At 38.5% G+C, this 2,287-nt stretch carries 3 protein-coding genes; 1 reads left to right on the top strand and 2 read right to left on the bottom strand.

Annotated features, from left to right (window positions below; translation table 11 throughout):
• Positions 1-398: GNAT family N-acetyltransferase (locus Q0X89_RS09950; RefSeq protein WP_297693650.1), on the bottom strand; the 398-nt coding region annotated here is incomplete at its 3' end.
• 189 nt (positions 399-587) lie between these two features.
• Here Q0X89_RS09950 and Q0X89_RS09945 point away from each other — a divergent pair.
• A complete protein-coding gene (locus Q0X89_RS09945) occupies positions 588-1,484 on the top strand; it encodes a hypothetical protein (RefSeq protein ID WP_297693648.1) in 897 nt (298 codons plus the stop codon).
• A gap of 35 nt (positions 1,485-1,519) precedes the next feature.
• Here the strand turns inward: Q0X89_RS09945 and Q0X89_RS09940 are convergent.
• The coding region (locus tag Q0X89_RS09940) for an aldehyde dehydrogenase family protein (RefSeq protein ID WP_297693647.1) at positions 1,520-2,287 on the bottom strand (768 nt) is incomplete at its 5' end.

Here is a 2,287-nt window from a genome sequence, read left to right as displayed (position 1 = left end):
TCAGTAAAAAATGTAAACGGTCGTGTGTTGCCCTTCGAGACATTCAGGAATACCAGATCTGCATCTTTTTCCATTAGCCATTTAGCTACTGTATTAGTTAATTCCAATCCAATTCCTCTGTTTCTTGCTGAAAGTGCCACCTTAAAGTCCCCTATATAATTTACCGGGCAGATTTTCTGGTCTATATAAACGTCTTGGGTTGAAACACAAAGGGAACCAATTATTCTATCATTTTCTTCAGCAACGAAGACTGCTGTTTCTCCTCTTAATTCCAATAGTTTAAAAAAATCAGGATGTCTATCTATTCTTAAAGAAATGTCTCCATCCATACCCGCCTCTGAGGTTAACTCCAATAATCCTTTGTTGTCTTCAAAGTTTGCACGTCTGTAATTCACCATAGGCCAATATGTTGTTACATAGAAAGTTACAACATTATTCTCAGGGGTTTTTGTACAAAACTTGTAGACACAAAGCTACTATCAGGACTTAAAAGATATTGCTTCTAATAGTGGTCTGTCATCTTCGGAGCTTATTCTGAATTGGAAAATCAGACCCATAATTGTATCTTGGAGTAAACAACTTAGGTTATGAAACTATTACAGCTTTTCATTGTATTCGTAATTTATTCTTTCTGTTTTCCAAATAACACTTATGCACAACAAGACAGTACAGCCTTATGGCACGTAGTGACCCTTGATGGCAATGAATACAATGGAACACTGATCTCAAGGGATGCTGACGAAATAGTACTAAACTCTACCAATCTAGGTGAAATCACCATACCAGTAGCTACTATAAAAAAGCTTACAAGGCTGGAAGACAGGAATATTGTTCAGGGCGAAGTTTGGACGGACAACCCACAGGCTACCCGTTATTTTTGGGCACCGAGTAGTTACGGATTAAAAAAAGGAGAATCCTATTACCAAAACGTGTGGATCTTTTTTAATCAATTTGCTTTTGGGGTTACAGAAAATTTTTCAATCGGCTTAGGAATAGTACCAATTTTTCTCTTTGGTGGTTATGCAACCCCAGTTTGGGTGACTCCCAAGTTTTCTATTCCTATAGAAGAAAACAAATTCAACCTCGGTGTTGGAGGACTATTTGGCTCTGTACTGGGTAATGGTGGAGGCTATGGAATTGTATATGGTACCACAACCTTTGGAAGTAGAGACAAAAACGTAAATATAGGTGTCGGTTATGGATTTATCGATGATGAGTGGGCTGATGTTCCTACCCTGTCATTAAGTGCCGTTATTAGAACCGGCAAGCGCGGATATTTTCTTACAGAGAATTACATTATAGATGCGGGAGACTCCGTCTTGGGTATACTGAGCTTTGGTGGGCGAACCGTACTGAATGGTGGAGTTTCAATTGACTATGGTGGCTTTATCCCTTTAGAAGAAGATATAGACGGCTTTATCTTAGTGCCCTGGCTGGGAATTGTGGTTCCACTTGGTAAAAAAGGAAAAATATCAGAAGAATAAATTATTTCTCTATCCTAGAGAGCCGAGTTTGAGCGTTACTCTTTCAAGGACCAGCACATATACTTCATCTCTTGAAATTCTTCTATACCATATTTAGAACCTTCTCTTCCTATACCACTTTCCTTTACTCCCCCAAAAGGTGCTACTGTACTCGAAATTATACCGGTATTGATGCCAACCATTCCATACTCAAGGGCTTCAGAAACACGCCAAATTTGTTTATAATCCTGGCTGAAAAAATACGACGCTAAACCATATGGTGTATTGTTGGCCATTTCAATTACCTCTTCCTCATTTTTAAACTTATAAATAGCACTTATGGGTGCAAAGATTTCTTCGTCGTGTATTTGTAAATCAATACTCAACTCTGTAATAATAGTAGGCTCATACGCTGTTTCTCCAATATAGTTACCCCCATGAAAGACCTGCCCTCCTCTTTTTATAGCGTCACTAACTAATCTGTCAACCTTCTGTTTTGATTTCTCATTTATTAGAGGGCCAATACTAACCCCTTCGTTCATACCGCTACCAACTGTCAGCTTCTTCACCTCTTTAGTGTATTTTTCAAGGAATTCTTCATAGACATCTTCGTGTATATAAAACCTGTTGGCACAAATACAGGTTTGACCTGCATTTCGATATTTTGCTGTCATGGCAGCACTTACTGCCTCATCAATATTTGCATTTTTAAAGACAATAAATGGGGCATTTCCCCCCAACTCGAGGGACACTTTCTTAACTGTATCTGCACATTGTTTCATTAAGAGTTTTCCCACTTTGGTAGAGCCGGTAAATGAAATTTT

The organism is uncultured Eudoraea sp. (assembly GCF_947258525.1).
Lineage (GTDB): Bacteria > Bacteroidota > Bacteroidia > Flavobacteriales > Flavobacteriaceae > Eudoraea.
This window is presented reverse-complemented; position numbering and strand designations above follow the sequence as displayed.

Bases quoted from the DNA above. Each gene is read 5' to 3' on its own strand.
- Q0X89_RS09945 (WP_297693648.1), top strand. From the start codon at position 588: ATGAAACTATTACAGCTTTTCATTGTATTCGTAATTTATTCTTTCTGT.